We start from the raw sequence: 18,698 nt of genomic DNA, 5'->3' as shown, positions 1-18,698 counted from the left end.
GCATCCGCGGTGTCCTGCAAAGGACTGGCGCATTCGAAGCGAGCGGGTCCCGGCGAATACTGCATGCAATTCTGCGCATGGGAGCTCGAGCAAGCTGCCAAAAGCACGGCTGCCGCGGCAATTGATTTTCCCGATCATAGCGCTGGTCACCGGCAACGATGATTGCATATAGTATCACTACTAAGAAGCTCCCGAAGTGGTCCCTTGCCGGGGCCGCGCTTCTCGTCGCGCCAACGAGACTACGCGTGCGTCGTAGATTTGGATATTGGAGGGAGCAAATCGGACATCTGCACGATCAAAGTGGTCAACATTTCGGAGTGCGCGGGCAGAACTCGAGCCTGCAACCGTGTCTCGCCATGGTCGCTATGCGCGCTCGGTCAGGCCGCCGTGCGGGAGTGCGTCGAAGTCCTACCGGCGATGCAGCGGCTTCGCCGACTTCAGAGGTCGAGGGATCAGCCCTTTCAGCCCGCCGGATCGCGGCATCGTCGCGCGCCGGTCTCATGAGTTTACGGCATCAAGAGTTTCCTGATCGCCCAGTCGCTGAACCAGATCGAGAAGGCCTATGGGCCCAACAACTCGATCCTCGACAACTGCCATGTTCGGGTCAGCTTCGCCACCAATGACGAGCGGACCGCGAAGCGGGTAAGCGACGCGCTCGGCACCGCGACCGAGATGAAGGCGATGAAGAACTATGCCGGCAGCCGGCTGGCGCCTTGGCTGGGTCACCTGATGGTGTCGCGGTCGGAGACCGCCCGTCCGCTGCTGACGCCCGGCGAGATAATGCAGCTGCCGCCATCAGATGAGATCGTCATGATGTCGGGTCTCCATCCGATCCGCGCCAAGAAGGCGCGCTATTACGAGGATGGGCGCTTTCAGGAGCGCATCATGGCGCCGCCGAAGCTGACCAGGCCCAACGACAGCCGGCTGGACGATTGGAGTTCCCGGCCACTGCCGCCGCGCCCAACAGCATTAGAGGCGTCGACCGACGACCAGACGGACGACGAAGATCCAAGAACCGCCGACCGCCGGCGGCAGCCGCAACTGGATCGAGACATCGTGGAAAAGAAGGAACCGCTCGACAACGAGTTCGCGTCTGACCTCGCCGACGAACTCGATGAGAATGCCCCGCGGATCAGGCGCATGACCGACATCATGCAGGGCGTCGCGCGCCAAGCGTCGCTCGATCCCGGCGACGATCTCGGATTGTGAGGCAGGCATGACCGCGCCCAAGAAGAAAGCCCAGATGTCGGTCTATCTCGATCCGGAGGTCATGAAGACGCTGTCGGCCTATGCCGCCCGACGCGAGCAGCCGATGTCGCTCATCGCCGAGGCCGCGATCGCGTCCTTCCTGTCGCCGGATGCCGACGAGCGGCGTGAGGCTGCCATTGCCAAGCGCCTCGACCAACTCGATCGCCGGATCGCGCGCCTTGAGTGTCAATCGGCTTGCAAATTTGACGCCTCATCGGCGTCCAATTTTGACCCCTTCGCGCGGCGGGGTTTGGCGGTAGCGCTCGGCTCGTCGGAGCTGGCCGGGATTGCGGAGACGAGACGAGCGCGGGTGGCGTGATCGTCGTCGCGGCTCTTGAATCGCCAGCTGTCATTGCCAGTCTCGACGATGTCACAGTGATGGGTCAACCGGTCGAGCAGCGCAGTGGTCATCTTGGCGTCGCCGACTGACGAGTGTCAGGTTATCCACCATGAAGCGGTTGCCAAGCTACTCTCCGTTCGCTCGGTGAGGATCCTGTGCTGTCGCGCAGCTGCTCAAATATTTCAATTGCAAAATTTGCAGCATCGGACTTGAGAATGCTGCTCAGGCCGGAGGATAACTTCATCCGGACGAAATGCTCAGAGGCAGGTCACCTTGAGCCGTTTTGCTGGTTGCAAACTGACTGCTCCTTTGATGTGTCCGTCTATGACGCTTTCTGAAGCGCTCTCTGTTGCGACCTTTGGGAGCAAGTGGTCGGTCGCGTCGGCGTTGTCTGCCCTGTCCGTCGCCTGACTCCTTGCTTGCGCGGTCTTCCGTCTGGCCCGGAGTTGCGTTCCATATGCATTCACTATGCTTCCATCTGCGAACGGTATTTCCACTCGATCGTGCCGCGGACTAGAACCGTTGAAACAGCTAATCCTGAGCGGCGGCCTGCTGGAAAGCAGACTTTATCCGACTTCCGATGACGCGCTCAGCGGCATCAGAAGTGGTGGCCAAAACGGCCCGCAGCAGGTGCAACTCTTCGGTGAAAGCCTCATTGCATTCTGGCGGATGAGGCGGGCTCAAAGCGGTGTAAGGACTATTCGTCGTTATGTCTGATTTTGTCCAGTTTGCCGCGCCAGAAAGCCAACGTCGCCTCCTGCGGTGCCTGACCGAGATCGCGTTTCTGGCCTGCATTAAAAGCGATGCGGAGCGAGCGAGGCGGATTGCCAAGGGAATTGGTGTGGTGGCCCCAGGCAGTCGGGAGGCCGTCATCGCTTGCGTGCTCGTCGACCTATTGGCAAACGACGTTGAAGCAGCGCTGGAGCGCCTCGATCCTCTTGCCTGCGCGAATGATGCCTATGGAATGGCATTTCAGGCGCTGGTGTTTGGGGTTGTTGGCCGCTTAAGCGAGCGGGATGCTGTGCTTCGGCGTCTTCCTCGCGGCGATCTGGCGCTCGACGGGCTTTTTGCGGCATTAGGTGGTGCAGCGAAGGTACATACAGGAGATTCAGTCAATGAGCGGTTTGAATCGGGTCGTGGCGCTACTTGAGGCCGTGTCGCCGGCGAGCGGGAGGCCGGCGGCATCAAGGGCGCCGAGTGACTCGGTCGAGGCCTTTCGTGCGGCCCTCGAGCGGCCGGTGCCGTCATCACCGAATGATGATCCCGCAGCGGTCACTGATCTTGCCCCCAGCGAGGAGGGGCTGATTGGTCGCGTCCGGGTGGCTGACGATATCTTTAGTGGAATGGATAAACTAAGCGCATCTTTCGGCGATGCCGCGAAAGTTGCGGCCGGGGTCGCGGAAAGCTATGCTTCCGGCGAGTTCAGCTCGACTGAGTGGCTGAACGCGCAGTCCACCCTGTCAGCCCTGACTCTGCAATACAATATCGCGTCGAAAGTGGTTGGGAAGGCCGTGCAAAGCCTTGATACTCTCCTGAAGAGCCAATGAACAACCGTTATGCGAGCGTGATGTTGGTGTTGAAGCGCGCACTGATTCTTTTGGCGACGTTCGCGTTGACGGGCTGCGGAGCAAAGGTCGAGCTTTATCGCAATCTTCCGGCGCATGACGCCAACGAGATGCTCGCGTTGCTGATGCGGCACGGCATCGATGCCGAGCGGGTGGCCGAGCATAACGGGGCGGCCTCCCTGATCGTTTCGACGAAAGACGTGCCGCGTGCCATGAGTGTACTGGATGGCGCCGGATTGCCTCGCGATCGGCTTGCCGACTTGGGCACCCTCTTCAAGAAAGAGGGTATGTTGTCATCGCCAACGGAGGAGCGTGTGCGATTTATCCATGGCACGACGCAGGAATTATCGGAGACGCTCTCCAGGATCGATGGCGTGTTCAGTGCCCGCGTCCATGCCGTCCTGCCCGAAAATACGATCGACGATCGCGTCCCACCTGCTCCCTCAACTGCTGCTGTATTGGTCCGCTATAAGGCTGGTACTGCCGTTGATCAGATCGTACCGAAGATCAAGGAGTTGGTCGCAAATAGCTTGAAGGGCGTGTCGTACGACGGCGTCTCGGTTACGCTCGTCGAGGCAAGTCAAAGCGATAGCGGCTTGCCGCCACTTGATGCGCCTCCCGTCGCCGCCGAGGCCAGCGCTCGGCTCTATCTCCTGGTCGGACTCGTGGCTGGGCTGGTGATATCGTTAATCTGCAATGCAGCTCTTGCCTTTCTCGTGTGGCGGAAGCGAGTGAGCCACACAACAAATCCTGCGGCGCCATAGATCGATGCAAGCGAGCAATCCCGCGATGATCGCGACAGAATCCGCGGCAATTTCGGACAGCTGGCTTCACAGGCCGTGGGCCGGAGCGATGATGCGCTGCATCGCCGATCCCGCGGCCGACTTCGATGATGCTATAGCCAAGGATTGGCCGGAATGGCTGCCGCGGGATCCTGCACGGGCAGATTCGTTCATCCGAATGAGACTTGGAAGTCGGCTGCTTCCCGATCAAGATAGGGGGGCGTTGGCCATCATCTCCGCTGGCCATGCGCCGCGGACGCGGCTCGCATTTTTGCCGGTATCGGACGCCGTGCGCCTCATGTGCCTTGCCGCGGCGTGGACCGGGGTGCCGAGTCTTGTCGGGCAACTTCGCAACGCCGATGTCGTTGCAGCGCGTTCCGTCCTCGGAGAAGACGCCTTCGCGTTCGCTTTCGATGCCGCGCTGCTGCCACGACCGACCGCCGGACTGATGTCGGCTATCGGTGCTTCCAAGCTGCCGACCGGGCCTGCTGAACTGCTCCACTGCGCAGCTGCGATGTTCGGCCTCGCAATGGGCTGCATCCCGCATGCACTGCAGGTACGACTGAGATTACGCAGCCCTGCGTCGATCTGGACGGTGGCGGCTAACGCCTGTCGCAACGACAGTGCTGGAGAGGACGCCTTTCATGCGATGCGGCGGTTGGTCCGCAAAAGGATGGCCCCATGGTCGCACTGGTTCGATTGACGTCCGAGACGATCAGTGTTCTCGGACCAGGGCAAATCTTGCCGGCGGCAAGCGCGCAGGCACTCCTGCACGCCGAGCAACTGCTGACCCAGGCGCAGCGCGATGCAGAGGCGCTTGTTGAGGAAGCGCGCATGTCCGCAAGCAGGATTGAAGCGGCCGCCAGAGAAGCCGGGCTCAAGGAAGCGCAAGTGACAATTCAACAGCGCTTGGCCGCAATCGCCGTAGAGTCGCTGCGGGTCATGGAGCAAAACAAGGAAAGGATCGTGGACCTCGGCCTGCAGATCGCCCGCCGGATTATCGACACGACGGCGCCAGACGAGACCGCGGTGCAGATCGCACTGCGAAGCCTGCGAGTCGTGGGCCATAGCCCTGTCGTTCGGCTGCGAGTGGCACCGTCGCTGGTCGAGACGGTTCGCGGGCGGGTCGACGAGATAGTCCCGGCGGTCACGTCACGCGCAGTCCTCGAAGTGATTTCTGATCCGCGGATCAATGATGCCGGGTGTATTCTCGAGACCGATGCCGGACTGGTCGACGCGACGATCGAAAGCCAGCTGACATTGATCGAAAGCGGCCTTCGCAAAAGCCTGGAGGCGTCGAAGTGATCTCGGAGACAGCCGAGCCGTCAACGGCGGTAGATCCCGTAGGATGTTCGCATGAAAGCATCGATCGGTTCTTCCGGCTCGCGAACAGGGCGGTTGAGCAAACGCCGACGATGAATGTCCGTGGTCGCGTCCTTCAAGTCGTTGGAACAATCATCCGTGCGACGGCTCCTGGCGTGCGTATCGGGGATTTGTGCGAACTCCACGATCCCAAAAATGACCGTGAACTGACCGCTGAGGTCGTCGGTGTTCAGCGCGATGTTGCCGTTCTGACGCCGCTCGGGGAAATGCGGGGACTTTCTACCCTCACGGAGGTGATTCCGACGAGCAAGGCCCTGCTGGTGCCGGCGGGCTGGAACTTGCTAGGTCGGGTGCTTGACGGCCTTGGCCGCCCGCTGGATGCAACCACTCATGGGCCCATGATCACAGAGGCCCACGTGCCGGTTCATGGCAGCGCACCGGATTCGCTAACCCGGCGTAGCATAGATCAGGTTCTTCCGGTCGGTGTACGGGCGATCGATGCCCTGCTGACGTGCGGGGAAGGGCAACGCGTCGGTATCTTTGCCGCTGCAGGAGCCGGCAAAAGTACACTGCTGTCGATGATCATACGGGGCGCTGACGTTGACGTCGCGGTGATAGCACTTATCGGCGAGCGCGGACGGGAGGTGCAAGAGTTCATTACGCAGCTCGGCTCGCAATCACGAACCAAAGCGGTTTTTGTTGTCGCGACGTCCGACCGACCCGCCATGGAGCGCGCCAAGGCGGCCTATGTGGCCACTGCAATAGCTGAATGGTTTCGCGATCAAGGCAAACGCGTGCTGCTTCTCATGGATTCGCTAACGCGTTTTGCGCGGGCGCACAGGGAGATCGGCCTTGTAGCGGGTGAGCCACCGACCCGGCATGGTTTCCCGCCATCCGTGTTCGCAACACTGCCGCAACTTTTGGAACGTGCGGGCAACAATGCGCGTGGGTCGATCACGGCCTTCTATACCGTGCTTGTCGAGGGAGATGACATGACTGAACCCATCGCCGACGAAACGCGCTCGATCCTTGATGGCCACATTGTGCTCTCACGTGCCCTGGCTACGTCGAACCACTATCCTGCCATCGACATTCTTGCGAGCGTCAGCCGCGTCATGAGCATGATCGTGGCTCCCCAGCATGAAAGCATGGCGCGGAGACTGCGTGAGCTGATGGCGAAATACCAGGAGGTCGAACTGTTGATTCGCGTGGGTGAATACAAGAACGGAACCGACAAACTCGCGGATGAGGCGATCGCCAGAAGGGACCAAATACAGAACTTCCTGCGCCAATCGACAAGTGAGCAGATGGACTTCGAAGTCACGCTCCAGGAGCTTGAAGCATGCGTGGGATGATCTCGGACGCCGTCCCCCGTCTCCTGGAGCTACGGAAATTGCGACATCATCGTCAGCAAGATATTCTCCGGGCGCGACAGCTGGCACTTGAGAACGCTGCCGCTGCCGTGGAGATCGCCGCCAAAAATCACCGCGCCTGGCGGCAAAAGCGTCTTCGGCTTGAAGCTTCCCTGTACGATTCCGTGATCGGAGAAACCGTCGCTCTCGGCGCTCTTGTCGGTCTGAAGGCAAGGATGACCTCGCTGCACGATCACGATCAGCTGCTCGAAAAGGACATTGAAAAGGCGATCGCGGAAGCCGATCGGGCCCGGCAGGCCCGCGATGAGGTGTGCAACATCGTACGTCAAACAGCCAAGCAGTTTGATAAGTGCGAACATCTGGCACGCGCTTTGCGCGATGCCTCGGTGAGGAGGCCGGAGCAGGTTTGCGAGAACAGGACTGCTGTGAACACGTCGCAAGCCGGATCGGCCTTGGATCTCGAAGAATGTCGGGGATGCGAAGGCTAGGGGAGGAGATCAGGCGAGCGTCGATACGACGTTGGATATGGCGGGTCTAGTAGGTCAATCTCATCCATGGTGCATCGGATCCTGCGGTTTACGTCGATGCAGATCGTGCGGTTAGGCTGATGGCGATACGCTCGACCGACCGTCCCGCTGGCACGATCGCGTGTGCCTGTCATCTAGGCCAAAGACTGCGGGCTTCCGACAGACGATCGAAAAAACATCAGAGTCACTGTTGCGATCCGGGCGAGTTGGCGTTGAACGCAGCTAATTGGCGCGGAGAGTTCAAATTTGCTACTCTGGGTTTGAAGGCGGGCCGGCAGTCTGCCTCAGGGCCGGAGCGAGCCATCGTCAGCTGCGTGTCGCACCTCTGGCTATGGACTGGCATTTCACGGGGCAAGTCGCGCTAGGCCGATCATATGAAGTCAATCGACAAACTGCTGACCATCGCGACCGGCCGTAACGACATTGTTCTGGTGACGTTGCTGATCACGATCGTTTTCATGATGATTATTCCGCTTCCATCAGTGCTTATGGATGTGCTGCAAGCGGTCAATCTGGGAATTGCAGCCCTCCTGCTCATGGTGGCGGTCTACATCAAATCGCCACTCGCATTCGTCTCATTTCCATCGGTGCTTTTGCTGGCAACGCTGTTTCGTCTGGCGCTCGGTATTGCGGCAACTCGCACCATCCTGCTTCACGCGGAAGCTGGCCAGATCATCAAGACCTTCGGTAACTTTGTCGTAGCTGGTAATCTCGTCGTAGGCGCCGTTACCTTCTTGATCATGACAATTGTACAATTTGTCGTCATCACCAAAGGATCAGAGCGCGTTGCCGAAGTCGCTGCACGTTTTTCTCTGGATTCCATGCCGGGAAAGCAGATGAGCGTCGATGGCGACTTGCGGGCCGGCAGCATCGATATGCGAGAGGCACGCAGGCGCCGTGTTGCCATCGAGCGCGAAAGTCAGTTGTACGGTGCCATGGACGGCGCCATGAAGTTCCTCAAAGGGGACGCGATCGCAGGCCTGATCAGCATAATCGTGAACATCATTGGCGGGATCGCGATTGGTTCACTCCAAAAGGGAATGGGATTCTCGGAGGCGCTTGAAGTCTATACGACCTTGACCATTGGCGATGGTCTCGTCGGTCAGATTCCGGCGTTGTTCACCTCGATCACGGCAGGATTCATTGTCACGAGAGTAAGCTCCGAAGACAACAGCGCAGACCTCGGCAATGCAATCGGCGACGAACTGAGTGCGCAACCACGTGCACTCATGGTTGGCGCATTCATGCTCGTCCTGTTCTCCCTTGTGCCCGGCTTCCCGACATTGATTTTTATGGTTTTGGCAGCAGCGGTGGGTGGGGCTGGCTGGCTGCTGCAGCGTCGGGGCCAGCTATTGCGCACTGACTCGCACGGCCAGCCACTCAGTGGGGGAGCGCTGTCGACGAATCCGATTGAGGCCTCTGAGGCAAACAAGGCAGGCGGCAATGGCATCATGCTTACTGTGCCCCTGATGATCGATGTTGATCGGGATATCCACACGATGATCCAGCCGGACGTGCTTGATAAAGCGTTGGTGGCCACGCGGCAGGCGCTGATGCTCGATCTTGGTGTGCCGGTTCCAGCGATCAATGTCCGAATAAACGAGGATTGTCACAAGGGCGAATATATTATCAGGCTAAATGAAGTTCCATACGGATCGGGACGATTGCGGCCTCAACACATCCTGGCGCGTGATACTCCCGAGGGCCTCGAAATGGTGGACATTCCATGTGTCGTGGAAGAGCCATCCTTCTTGCCTCAGATCAAGACCGTCTGGGTTGATGTCGCACATCTCGAGTCGCTGCGAGCGGCGGGCATCCCGTATCTGGAAACAGCCCAGATTCTCTCCTGCCATGTTGGTCTAATCGTGCGTCGGCACGCCGATGAGTTCATCGGTATTCAGGAAACGAAAGCGCTTTTGAAGGAGGCGGAGGGATCCTTTCCAGAGCTCGTGAAGGAGGCGTTGCGCCTGGTCCCTCTGCAAAGGATCGCCGAGGTGCTCAAACGGCTCGTTTCGGAGCAGGTTTCGCTGCGAAACATGCGCGCTATCCTCAACACATTGATCCAGTGGGGACAAAACGAGAAGGATACAGTCCTGCTGACCGAGTATGTGCGTGGCGCGCTCAAGAGGCAGATCTGCTTTCAGCATTGTGCCGGTACGAATCTGTTGCCGGCCTACATTTTGACGGCGGAGGTGGAAGATACTGTACGCAAGTCAATTCGACAGACGTCTGCGGGGAGCTATCTGGGTCTCGATCCGCAGACCACGCAACAGATCGTTGGCAGGATAAAAGATGCCGCCGGCATCCTTGAATCGCTGCCATACAAGCCCGTGCTACTCGCCTCGATCGATATCCGTCGATACGTCCGCAAGCTTGTCGAGGCCGATTTGTACGAGCTCCCGGTGCTCTCCTATCAGGAGCTTACTCCCGACATCTCCGTCCAGCCCTTGGCGCGAATTGCGCTGCAGTGATGTACATGCCAACGGAAAAGAATGTTGTGACCGATGAGCAGGCCAAGCTCACTTTGCGCGTGCTGTCCGGGCCAAACCTGGGCGCGGAGACATGGCTGGACGAGGGAACGTGGCTCATCGGTAGCCATGATACGGATGACCTCACCTTCGGCGATCCGGAACTGGTCGGTTCGCATATTCGCATTGTTAACGAGTCAGGGAAAATCCAGATCACTGCGTTCGCACCGGGCGTGCTGATCAACGGTAGGGAGTGCACTCCCAACAATCCGACTATCCTTGATCCGTTCACGCCGGTTCGTGTTGGCCGCACAATCTTTAGCCTCGGTCCCGTCGGGCTCGACTTTCCCGAGGAGCATACCGTACCCGAGCGCCGGGGGGTGGATGCAAGCAGGGCCGCTTCGGATGCGACAGAGTCATCGACTTTGGGCAGCTGGCGAACGCGTCTCGCCGTGGGCTGGATACTGTGGCGATTGCGGTTGGCGGCGGTGGTTTGTGGCCTCCTGATGATAATATGTGGCGCTTGGGCAGGGATGGAGCGGCTTCACTCCCGGTCTTTTTTTAACCCTCCGGGCACCCAGCCGATCGAGCCGCAGACGGCCGATCCTCATCGGTCGGACATTGCACCCGACGTCAATATCCAATCGACTGCCGGCAGGCTGGCGATCGAACTGGAGCCTGGAGAGAATACCAACAGGACCCAGTCTGGCTGGCAAGACCCCAGGCTTGCGGCTGACCTCACAGCAAAGCGACCGGCTACTGCCAAATTATCTGACGCAAGGCTGATCGACCTCGCAGCTACGATCTTACACGCTTTTGATATCGTCGGTCGCGTTCGCGTAGAAGCTGCAGGCGAACTCACAGTGATAGGTTACGGTCGGAGCGATGCTAAAGTAGAAGCGGCCCTTCGTCGTCTCCAGCAGGACATCCCGGGCATCTACAAAACCAATGATGAAGTGGCAACACCAGATCGCGCACGCGCTTTTTTGCTGAGGGCGGCGTCCGCCGAGCTCCGCCGGTCCATCCGCATCACCGTAAGGCCCGATGTCGTATCCGTGTCCGGAGCGCTGGCCTTGGCGACATACGATGAGTGGAAGGACGTTGCCGCTCGGTTCGAGGAAAGATTCAGGCCCTATATCCGACTCGAGTCGCGGTGCGAGTTGATGGTATTGCCCGCGGTGCGAGGGGTGCACCTGGGCCGCACACCTTTCGTCGTGGTTGAGAACGGAGCCCAGTTGAAAGTTGGCGACAGCATCGATCACATCGGCAAGATTGCGGCCATTAACCGCGACGGGCTTATCGTGCGTGTCGGAGAATCGAACCTTCGCATGCTCTATCGAGAGAACCCAGAGTGGTTAACCGAGGATGATCAACGGTGAAGAGGAATCCATCGTGCTTGAGCTGGAAAAGCAGCTGCTAAATGATGTTGATGGCTCCAGCAGAGCCGTCATCAATGAAGACCTCCAGAACTGGAGGCAGTCTCTAAAACGTTACATTGATAGCGGCGTCACGACGCGGCAGTTTGAAGCACTGCAGGCGCTGCTCGAGGCAATAGATTGCGCGACCGAAGTCGTTGATGCTACATGGGTACAGCATCACCGCGAAATAGTCCGCTGAGTAATGAGAGGTGAAATGCATTTCGGCAGTATAACCAGCTCGATTGGGCAATCCGTCGTCCAATCGGAACGCAATGTGAGAGAACGTATGGCAACCATGGACCCGGACGACACCATGGATCTGATTCGCTTTCAGCTCTCAATGACCAAGCACACGACACTGTTGAACTTGAACTCCACCATCATCAAGGCGGTTCACGACGCACTCAATGGTATCATCCGGAATATTGCCTGATCTTCATCGGTAGGTGTGGTCGTTCGGTGCCGGCACGCTATCCGGGCTGATGGGCGAGTCTGCATATCCTGATCATGCCTGAATCGACCGAGCGAAATCGAACACGACTGATGTCACCTAACTTCCTGCAACTTCGTCATCTCCGCTATTTCCTGGGCATCGTGGATGCTGGTAGCTTTACCGGGGCGGCAGGCATGCTGCACGTGGCGCAGCCTGCCCTCAGCCAGCAAATGACTGCCCTTGAAGCTGAGCTTGGCGTCGAACTGCTCCAGCGCAGTCAACGCGGCATTCGTCCAACTGCCGCGGGCGAAATCTTCTATCGTGAGGCGGCATCGATCATTGGGCAGGTGGAGCAGCTGGGCCACGTCGTCCGGTCGGTGGCGGGAGAACCGGAAGGACTGGTAAGGCTTGGTATGTCATCGGGATTTGCGGTGTGCTGGGCTTGCGACTTTTTGGAAGCCTGCCGGGTGATTCTGCCGAAAGTGCATCTCCGTCTGTTTGCAGGTGACGTTCTGCGCATGAGATCGCTTATTGCATCCCGTGCGCTCGATCTCTGCTTCCTTCTGGAAGATGAGCCTATCCAGGGCTTATCCCGGCAGCCGCTTTTTCATCAGCCACTATCGCTGGTTGGACCTCTGTTTGCCGAAGACGTCACGCGTACCATTTCGCTCGAGCGGCTGGCTCACCTTCCTCTTGTGCTGCCGACACGGCCCAACACAGTTCGCAGCGCGTTGGACCGCGCGTTCCAAGGGGTCGGCTTGACTCCCAATTGCATCGCGGAAGTCGACACGTTCGCCAGTGCACTCTCCCTGGTCAATGCAGGCATCGGCAATGTGATCGTTCCGAGGGTCGTCTTCTCTGATATACCGGGACATGGCCGTCTGAGGCTGATCTCGATAGATCCGCCGATCCATGTGACGGCATGCCTGATCTCTTCCGGCAATACTCCGCTGCCGTTCGCCGCACAGGCGGTAGGTGACCTCCTGGCAACCCATGTGGACCTTGCGCTTCGAAAAGACAGCAAAGAGAAGGAAGGCTCATTGCTATAACGGGAGCCTCGAGGGTACAACCAGTGTGAACCCCGGCCCGAAGTGGAATTCGTCCATCATCAGACTGACTCTGAGACTTCAAACGCCAGCGTGTTGCCGAACGGCCGTCGCTCCGCGATCCGGCCAGCAAATAGTCGAAGCCTAGCTGCAACCTGGGATCTTGCTGGTTGGACTGAGGTTTCACTGGCGCTAGATCGCCGAGGGGCGAAATGTTCGTCGATACAAGTTGCGATTGCGACTACAGTGTAGCTCGCCTGCCGCGGCCCGCGTTCAAGGAAAAGCCCGACGAGCAGCCATCGGACCTGCTGCCCGGAAGCCGAGCGGCGAGTCATCGCCGGTGCCGGCAATCCATGGGACTGTCTGACCGGCTACGCCGATGACGGTCTTGCGCCGATCGACAGCAACCTTCTAGTCGTCACTGGATACGTACTCTGATCAAGCACAGCGTTCCGATCGGGAGACTGCTTCGCGCCAACTATCAATCGAGTGCGCCTCGCATATTGCCATCGAGCAGGGGAGATACCAGGGGCTCAGGAAAGGTTCTGGGTACCGAAATTGAGCCGGTGACGGCCGGGATTGCCAGCTCTCGCCGAACCTTCGCAGCTTGTTCGCGCTTTGGTGAGGCAGCCTCTGGTTGCGGTCCGGGCGTGAGCTGGCGGCCGAGCTCGGGCGCCAGCGATTCGAACTTCGCCCGCAACTCGTCGGTTAGGGCTCGTGCCTCTGCGTCACCTTGAAGCACCAGAGGATTGAGTAACACCAGGAGCTCAGTTCGCTCTTTGGTTTGTTCAGTACGCCGGAATGCCGCTCCCAGAAGCGGAATGTTCATCAGCAAAGGCAGCCCAGAATCGGCCCGAGAGGTACTATCCTGCATCAACCCACCAATCGCTATCGTATCCCCGTTTCGTGTGGATACGGTGCTCTGCAGGCGGCGTAGCGAAATCACAGGAGACTGGATGCTGGTGAGCTTGTTCTTGTTGGCGGTACTAACCTCCTGAAAAGTGTCGAGTGTGACACTACCGCCGGCGCCTATTCTCGGCGTAACAGCCAAAATTACTCCTGTGTCACGCAGTTCGACGTTGCTGATGATCGGCGAGTTCTCGCTTGCCGGAGATTGGGATGATCGGGACAAGATTGGGACCTGCTCGCCGACCTGGATCGTCGCCGGCTGATTGTCGACCGCGAGAATGCGTGGCGCGGATACAACCTTGACGTCCGCCACCTCGCTCAGCGCATGCAGCACAACGTTGGCACTTGTCCCGGGAAACACATAGGACAAGCCACCTTTTGGAACGGCACCCAGGCCACGAGAGGACAAAAGATAGTCCACCCCGTACCCCAGGCCGTCGTTTAGCCGGACCTCCGCGACAATTGCCTGGATGAGAACCTGACGAGGCTTGACATCAAGACGACGGATCGCGGCATCGATGATCTTGGCATCGTGCGGTGCCGCCAGAATAACAAGCGCGTTCTGGCTGCGATCCGCCTGGATCCGCACCGGCGCCGATAAACCGAGACTGGCCGGGACCACTACCGCTTCGTGCTTTGCTTGCACCGTCTGCGTGTTCGAGTCGGAGTCTGCGTTCGACGGGCTGGACGGGTTGGGAAGAAGGTCTGATCGACTGGCCAGGCTTGCCACCGGCACCTTGCCGGACTCTCCATCGGACTGTGCGGGCGCTGGTGCAACGCTCGGGTCAGCGCCGAAGATTTGCGCCAGCACCTGAGCCACTTCCGTCGCCCTTCGGTGCTTCAGAGGCCGCACTTGAACGTTTGCTGCTGCCTTCGACGTTCTGTCCAGCTTCTCGATTGTCTCACGCGCGTGCTGGAGCGCCGCAGGGTCGTCGGCAACTACAAGAATGCCGTTCAACCGCTCCAGTGATGCAAACCGGACTCGCGTCGGACCCTGAGCATTCTGATTGAATAGAAAATTGAGGTCTTTCTCGATTGCGGCGGGACTTGCCTGAGCCAGGGTATACAGTGCAAAGGACTTGTGGAGCATGCTATCGATGTCCAACAAGGCTATGAGTTCACGCGCGGAACTGACGCCATCGGGCGGGCCGCTGATCGCAATGCCTCGTTGTCCGGGGGCGGGCGCCAAATGAACGTTTTCCTCGACGTTTGGTCGGATGACCTTGATGACCTCGACTGGGTCGACATAACGAACGGGAATTACCTTAACATCGCCGCGCCCTCCGTCGGCGAGATCAGCCAGGCGCGCCACCCTGACTCCCCGGTCACCTGCCGCCATTCCGTAACCAGACTTTCCCAGCACTTCGTCCAGAAGCCGCGGAACATCACTCGCCGGAACCTTGCCGGAAGTCCGGAGCGTTATCTTTCCCTCTACGCCTGAATCGATCACAACGGGCATGGCCAAGATATTGCCGACGACGTCATTCACGACCCGCCGAATATCAGCATTGACATAGTCCAGACTGACGCGCGTGCTATTGGTGGTGACCGGTAGCCGACGCTCCGAGGTTTCGGCAGGCGGGGCGGATGGCTGGGTCAACACTTCAAAGCCCCCCGCGAGCGATGCGCTCTCCGAGTATGTAGGTTCGGACACCTTCCGAATGCCGCTCGGCGGGTTCAGTAGAACGCTGCGCTCAGCCGTCGAGCCTGCGCATCCGGTGAGGAGTAGACAAAGAAACGTGAGTACCGTGGAGCGCGAAGGGGGGCACACTTGTGGAAGATGTGCATTCATTCAATGTTTCCATGTGCCCAGCGCAAAGCCATCCTCTGGAGCTTTGGCAGCTCGAGCGATATTGGGCCTGGCGCTCAGCGGCGAAACTTTCCCGAGGATAAGACAAATAGCAGCTTGATGATTCTTCCGAGTGTCAGTACCGGAGACCCGCCAAGCTGCAAATTAATTCATCGATATGGGGCCATAACGGGAAGTGATGGAGCTGCGAGCGCTCCGTGCTTTGACCACACATTGATGGTCGCCTGGATGAGCAGGAGCGGTATTCACCACGCGGCACGTTTCGATGAGTTGTTGCCAATCTCGCCTGTTACGGGTGAGGCGCGAGATCGCGGACGCAAACCGGACCAACCCTTGCCAGGCAGTCAAACTCCGCTGCCATTGGCTCCAAAACGGCGCGTTGTATGCCGTCGTCGGCTGAACGAGCGCGATGATCATCGATCTCGTCAAGCCATGACCACCCGAGTGCCGTCGGCCGCTCCCGCATGACTAGTACAAGCGGGCTGCTCTCGCGACACACTCCCTTGATGCGCCGGAATTTGACGCACGTAAGATCATGCCGCGCCTTCAGATGATGAGGCACCATGTCAGAAATCATCGATCTGCTTAGCGGCGGCGTAGCTGTCCTCGCAGCATAGCTGACATGGCCCAACAGCAGAACCGACCCGGACGTTGGTTAGACGTTTGGCGGAAGGACAGCAGCCAGAGCAGCTGCGCCTTAACAACATCGGCGCAGATCGGCAGGCCTTGCGGGATCGACCAGGCGCTTTTCCCGGGTTGGGCTGACCAAGCTGACGGGAATATTAAGCGGTGCCAAGTCACTTGAGAATCCGCCCCCGTTCATGGAGGAGATCAGGCGGCCGTTCAACAACCATATGGATCGGGCCTGGCCCGATCGTTGGGCTGCGCCATAGCGCGATCAGCTGGACCGATATCGAAAATGTATTTGCTTCTGAGCCGCCCTAAGCAGATCAAAGGGGTGGAAGGGAGTGCCTTGTGCTGAGCGGCGCGTACCTTCCTCTTGTCTCCGGGATACAAGGTCGTGATTGGTGGCTGGAGCGATGAGCCGCGGTGCTGCAATGCGCGAAATGAGCTGTCTGCATGGCATTTCAGCGTGCCTGGCGCGTTTGATGTCTGGAGAGGAGCTGCCTTGATGAAGGTCCGTGACAGCGCTTCGATGTCGGCAATCGCGCCATGTGACCGCTCGCCCCCGCGCGTGCTCGCGGCCCGGAAGCCTGTGCCCGGTGCGGATTACGCGCGCTTTCGGCGACGACTCGAAGAGGCCGCTCTGGATGACTGCGAGTCGCCCGCGGATGGTTCCGGCTGCACGAAGCTCGGCAACGATCAGCATGATCCGGTGGCGATGGGGAGCGTTGCGCCCTCCTGCGTGCCCGTCGTCTCGCACGAACCCGTCATGCCGGATTATGCACAGGATCCGGGAGTGGACGGAAAGCCTTCACGTTCCACAAAGCTCGCTGAGCTGGCGGAGGCGATCGTTGAGCGCGTTTTGATATGTCCGGACCGCAGGGGGGGCGCGACGGCGTACATCACGTTGAATCGCGTCGTGTTTGGAAGCGCATGTGTGTCCGTCAGATGCCGCGACGATACGCTATCTCTCTCCATCGTCTCCGACCACCTTAGGTCCATCTTGCAATTGCGAGGCCAAGCGTTTGCGCGCCACTTGTCTGATCGGCTCGGCATGCGCGTCATGATTGCAGTCGTTGGCCGAGGCTGGCGGGAAGAGGGCTGTCATTGGCACTCTTCCTGTTCGGAGACGACATTCCACTACAGCGCTGAGAAGCGCTTATGATCGATCTTCCCCGCTATGAGGGACGCGATGTTGTCGCAATATCGCGAATTGCGAGTCGTCTTCCGTTTGCTTTCAGTCTCGCCGGCATCGAGGTGCAGGCGGTCATGGCCGATTCAACGCATCGGCACATCCCGGTGCCGAGTTACACCGCGGTAATGAATGTGCAAGGCCACAAAATCCGCCTCGCATTAGGGGCAATGCTCCTTCCACAGCTGGCCGTAGAACGATGGCCGGAGATCACCACATTGTCTGCTGGCCACGGCCTGGGTGAGATATTGTTTGATATCGTTCTGCAGGATCTGGCGATCGAGGTGGAGCGATGGTGCGGTCTGCGGCCGACCTGGTCCTGCTCCGACGTCGCGGCCCCGCGTCCCTACGCGTTCAAGATCGTTCGGCTGGAGCAACCGAACGATCTGGTCGGTTTGGTGGAACTCGATGGTGAGGGGCTGCAGTGGGTCGCCGACTGTTCCTCCGACCTGCCGGTCGTAGCCGCAGCGCTCGATGAGCTTCCGCTCCTTGTGGATGTGCGCATTGCTCCCATCAGCCTTGCCGTGGCGGAACTACAGCGACTTGCGCAAGGTGACGTCATCATGCTCGACAACCAATCGGTGGGCAAGGATGGCGCGATGAGCGTTGTCGCGCACCTCTCTAACAATCCCTGGTTTCGTGCCTCGATCCGGGATTGCCGCCTCTCTGTCCAATCAGTAGTGGATCGTTTGATGGATAAGCCGGAGTTCCTCCCGCATGAAAGCCTCGACAGCCTTAATCTGACCGTCGATGTGGATGTCGGACGTTTGACCATGCCGCTCGGACAGCTTCGCGAACTCGCTGTGGGCCAGATCATCGATCTTGGCTTTGATGCAACCACTAACGTTTCTCTGCGCGTCAATGGCCAAGTCGTCGCGACGGGTGAGCTGGTGCGCATTGCTGAGCGGACCGGGGTGCGCCTGCTGGATCTGCGCTTGCCCCGGGCTGAGCGATGAATAAGTTGCCCGATCCGGCGACGCTTGTCGTCCTGATGGGAGCCATCGCGGTCCTCCCCTTCGTTGCGATTACGGTAACATCCTACGTAAAGCTTGTCGTTGTCTTTGGGCTGCTGCGCAACGCACTCGGCGTTCAGAATATCCCACCGAACATGGCCTTGAACGCGATCGCTATCTTACTTTCGGCCTACATCATGCAGCCAGTGGCGAAGAGCGCGTATCAGGCTCTGCGTGATAGGCCAATCGCGTACCAAACGTTCGGAGAATTGATCGATACGATAGCCATAGGTGCCGAGCCAGTTCGTGACTTCCTCATCAAAAACACGTCCACGACAACACGTCGTTTCTTCGTCAATGCCACGCACAAGTCGTGGAGCAAGGAAGACGCGGCTGACGTGGTCGACAACGCATTTTTGATCTTGATCCCGGCCTTCATCACGTCCGAACTGGAAGAGGCATTCAAGGTCGGATGCTTGCTGTTCCTCCCCTTCATCGTTATCGATCTCGTTATCTCCAACATCCTTCTGGCGATGGGCATGATGATGGTTTCACCCATGACGATATCCCTGCCATTCAAGCTGTTCTTGTTCGTTGCCGTGAACGGGTGGCAGCGCCTCATCCACAGCCTCGTCTTGTCCTACGCAGGACCGGCGTCTTGAATTCCGCCACGCTCGTCGACGCCGC

Annotated in this window: 18 protein-coding genes and 2 pseudogenes; 18 read left to right on the top strand and 2 right to left on the bottom strand. The window is 59.0% G+C overall.

The genetic code is table 11. The annotated features are described in order from the left end of the window. Positions 1–507: 507 nt before the first annotated feature. A pseudogene (locus tag YUO_RS41530) lies at positions 508–1,209 on the top strand (type IV secretory system conjugative DNA transfer family protein); the annotation flags it as partial. Between the two features lie 7 nt (positions 1,210–1,216). After that, positions 1,217–1,567 carry a hypothetical protein gene (locus YUO_RS47875; protein ID WP_235782811.1) on the top strand — a complete coding sequence of 117 codons (351 nt, stop codon included), beginning with the start codon at positions 1,217–1,219 and terminating at the stop codon, positions 1,565–1,567. A gap of 8 nt (positions 1,568–1,575) precedes the next feature. On the opposite strand, the pseudogene YUO_RS47870 reads toward YUO_RS47875, so the two are convergent. Further along, a pseudogene (locus tag YUO_RS47870) lies at positions 1,576–1,671 on the bottom strand (ATP-binding protein); the annotation flags it as partial. Positions 1,672–2,110: 439 nt separating this feature from the next. On the opposite strand from YUO_RS47870, the gene YUO_RS46430 reads away from it, so the two are divergent. From YUO_RS46430 to YUO_RS41520, 13 genes are all read left to right on the top strand, one after another. Then, positions 2,111–2,305 (top strand): hypothetical protein, encoded by a 195-nt coding sequence (locus YUO_RS46430; protein ID WP_156908745.1) that lies wholly within the window; start codon positions 2,111–2,113, stop codon positions 2,303–2,305. Then, the gene (locus YUO_RS0124240; RefSeq protein WP_028349612.1) at positions 2,298–2,738 is read left to right on the top strand and encodes a hypothetical protein; all 441 of its coding nucleotides are present in this window, start codon (positions 2,298–2,300) and stop codon (positions 2,736–2,738) included. The genes YUO_RS46430 and YUO_RS0124240 overlap by 8 nt, the downstream gene beginning before the upstream one ends. Further along, on the top strand, positions 2,704–3,135 hold the full coding sequence (locus tag YUO_RS0124235; RefSeq protein ID WP_083754694.1) for an EscF/YscF/HrpA family type III secretion system needle major subunit: 432 nt from the start codon (positions 2,704–2,706) through the stop codon (positions 3,133–3,135). Before YUO_RS0124240 ends, YUO_RS0124235 begins: the two co-directional genes overlap by 35 nt. Beyond that, positions 3,132–3,917 (top strand): type III secretion system inner membrane ring lipoprotein SctJ, encoded by a 786-nt coding sequence (gene sctJ / locus YUO_RS0124230; RefSeq protein WP_028349610.1) that lies wholly within the window; start codon positions 3,132–3,134, stop codon positions 3,915–3,917. Before YUO_RS0124235 ends, sctJ begins: the two co-directional genes overlap by 4 nt. Positions 3,918–4,158: 241 nt before the next feature. Further along, positions 4,159–4,638: a hypothetical protein gene (locus YUO_RS0124225; RefSeq protein WP_156908744.1), complete on the top strand. Its 480-nt coding sequence runs from the start codon at positions 4,159–4,161 to the stop codon at positions 4,636–4,638. Beyond that, a complete protein-coding gene (locus YUO_RS0124220; protein ID WP_028349608.1) occupies positions 4,617–5,240 on the top strand; it encodes a FliH/SctL family protein in 624 nt (207 codons plus the stop codon). The genes YUO_RS0124225 and YUO_RS0124220 overlap by 22 nt, the downstream gene beginning before the upstream one ends. Next, a complete protein-coding gene (gene sctN / locus YUO_RS0124215; protein ID WP_283806422.1) occupies positions 5,237–6,613 on the top strand; it encodes a type III secretion system ATPase SctN in 1,377 nt (458 codons plus the stop codon). The genes YUO_RS0124220 and sctN overlap by 4 nt, the downstream gene beginning before the upstream one ends. After that, positions 6,601–7,119, top strand: a complete 519-nt coding sequence (gene sctO / locus YUO_RS44970; RefSeq protein ID WP_083754693.1) for a type III secretion system stalk subunit SctO — start codon at positions 6,601–6,603, stop codon at positions 7,117–7,119. Before sctN ends, sctO begins: the two co-directional genes overlap by 13 nt. Before the next feature lie 413 nt (positions 7,120–7,532). Beyond that, the gene (gene sctV, locus YUO_RS0124205) at positions 7,533–9,629 is read left to right on the top strand and encodes a type III secretion system export apparatus subunit SctV (RefSeq protein WP_028349605.1); all 2,097 of its coding nucleotides are present in this window, start codon (positions 7,533–7,535) and stop codon (positions 9,627–9,629) included. 5 nt (positions 9,630–9,634) lie between these two features. Next, complete coding sequence (locus YUO_RS0124200; protein ID WP_198028081.1) at positions 9,635–11,005, top strand: FHA domain-containing protein; 1,371 nt, start codon at positions 9,635–9,637, stop codon at positions 11,003–11,005. After that, positions 10,992–11,243, top strand: a complete 252-nt coding sequence (locus tag YUO_RS0124195) for an EscE/YscE/SsaE family type III secretion system needle protein co-chaperone (RefSeq protein ID WP_028349603.1) — start codon at positions 10,992–10,994, stop codon at positions 11,241–11,243. The genes YUO_RS0124200 and YUO_RS0124195 overlap by 14 nt, the downstream gene beginning before the upstream one ends. Before the next feature lie 3 nt (positions 11,244–11,246). After that, positions 11,247–11,477, top strand: coding sequence for an EscF/YscF/HrpA family type III secretion system needle major subunit (locus YUO_RS44965; RefSeq protein ID WP_083754692.1), 231 nt, complete (start codon positions 11,247–11,249; stop codon positions 11,475–11,477). Between the two features lie 74 nt (positions 11,478–11,551). Continuing rightward, positions 11,552–12,526, top strand: coding sequence for a LysR substrate-binding domain-containing protein (locus YUO_RS41520; protein ID WP_083754691.1), 975 nt, complete (start codon positions 11,552–11,554; stop codon positions 12,524–12,526). A gap of 478 nt (positions 12,527–13,004) precedes the next feature. On the opposite strand, the gene YUO_RS43910 is transcribed toward YUO_RS41520, so the two are convergent. After that, entirely contained in the window at positions 13,005–15,032 is a 2,028-nt protein-coding gene (locus tag YUO_RS43910) for a secretin N-terminal domain-containing protein (RefSeq protein WP_198028079.1), read from the bottom strand. A gap of 1,342 nt (positions 15,033–16,374) precedes the next feature. On the opposite strand from YUO_RS43910, the gene YUO_RS0124170 reads away from it, so the two are divergent. Genes YUO_RS0124170 through sctR form a run of 3 tightly spaced genes read left to right on the top strand, consistent with a single transcriptional unit; the run spans position 16,375 to position 18,673 of the window. Continuing rightward, positions 16,375–17,031 carry a hypothetical protein gene (locus YUO_RS0124170; RefSeq protein ID WP_028349600.1) on the top strand — a complete coding sequence of 219 codons (657 nt, stop codon included), beginning with the start codon at positions 16,375–16,377 and terminating at the stop codon, positions 17,029–17,031. Next, on the top strand, positions 17,028–18,014 hold the full coding sequence (gene sctQ, locus YUO_RS0124165) for a type III secretion system cytoplasmic ring protein SctQ (protein WP_028349599.1): 987 nt from the start codon (positions 17,028–17,030) through the stop codon (positions 18,012–18,014). Before YUO_RS0124170 ends, sctQ begins: the two co-directional genes overlap by 4 nt. After that, positions 18,011–18,673: a type III secretion system export apparatus subunit SctR gene (gene sctR / locus YUO_RS0124160; RefSeq protein ID WP_028349598.1), complete on the top strand. Its 663-nt coding sequence runs from the start codon at positions 18,011–18,013 to the stop codon at positions 18,671–18,673. Before sctQ ends, sctR begins: the two co-directional genes overlap by 4 nt. Positions 18,674–18,698: the final 25 nt, after the last annotated feature.

Source organism: Bradyrhizobium murdochi (assembly GCF_000472965.1).
Taxonomy (GTDB): Bacteria; Pseudomonadota; Alphaproteobacteria; order Rhizobiales; family Xanthobacteraceae; genus Bradyrhizobium; species Bradyrhizobium murdochi.
Note: the sequence above shows the minus strand (reverse complement) of the source record. Positions and strands in the feature narration are given on the sequence as shown.